This window comes from Acidithiobacillus sp. IBUN Pt1247-S3, assembly GCF_041146875.1.
Taxonomy (GTDB): Bacteria; Pseudomonadota; Gammaproteobacteria; order Acidithiobacillales; family Acidithiobacillaceae; genus Igneacidithiobacillus.
Map to the genome: position 1 here is coordinate 1 of NZ_JBFRXP010000070.1, position 889 is coordinate 889.

The following is an 889-nucleotide window of genomic DNA, read 5'->3' on the forward strand; positions in this document are numbered from 1 at the left end:
GAGTTTATCCTGGCCGTACCGGGGCGGCGGTACCATGAATTTACCGATCTGCTGGAGTGTTTCCAGCGGGAGTCGTGCACCACGGCCACCGAAGAAGTCATCGGTGAGCGCACCTGGAACGACCTGCGGCTGGTGATCGCCCATGATCCGGTTACGGCGGCGACCCAGGCGGAGAAGCGGAATGCGCGGATCGAAGCGCTGATTATCCAGGGTGACCAGTGGGCCGACAAACTGGATGCTCAGGACGACGGCAAGAAACATCGAGGCCGCAAGCTCTCCGACAGCGGTGCCAAGGCACGCTTCTACCATGCCGTCTGCGAGGCACATTTATCGCGCATCATCCAAGTCGATATGGCCGCACAGCAGTTTAGCTACGACATCGACGAGAGCGCACGGACGCTGGCGGAAAGGATGGATGGCAAGCTCCTGCTCGTGAGCAATGTGCAGGACCTGTCACCGGTGGAGGTCGTGGCCCGCTATAAGTCTCTCGCCGATATCGAGCGGGGCTTCAAAGTGCTCAAATCCGAACTGGAAATCGGCCCGGTCTACCACCGCCTGCCCGACCGGATACGGGCGCACGCGGCGATCTGCTTCATGGCGCTGATTCTGCATCGGGTCATGCGCAGTCGTTTACGTGCTGCGCACACCGGCCTGACGCCGGAGCGGGCCTTAGAGCAACTCCGCCGCATTCAGCATCACCGAGTTCGTCTCCATGGCGCCCCACCCGTATCCGGGGTGTCTTCCATCCAGGAATGTCAAAGCGAGGTTCTGCATGCCCTCCGGGTAAAAAAACCAGCCGCGTCTCAGCAACTGACTCTGTTGTAGTGGAGCGTTTTAAAATCGCTATTCGCAATATCAATGAGTTATAAAATTAACTGTCGAACTCGGG

The 889-nt window shown here is 58.9% G+C and carries 1 protein-coding gene; it reads left to right on the forward strand.

Going from position 1 to position 889, the window contains the following annotated elements; all coding sequences use genetic code 11:
- Window positions 1–825, forward strand: an 825-nt coding sequence (locus tag AB4090_RS15080) for an IS1634 family transposase (RefSeq protein ID WP_369574695.1), incomplete at its 5' end; no start/stop codon positions are given.
- Between the last annotated feature and the right edge of the window lie 64 nt (window positions 826–889).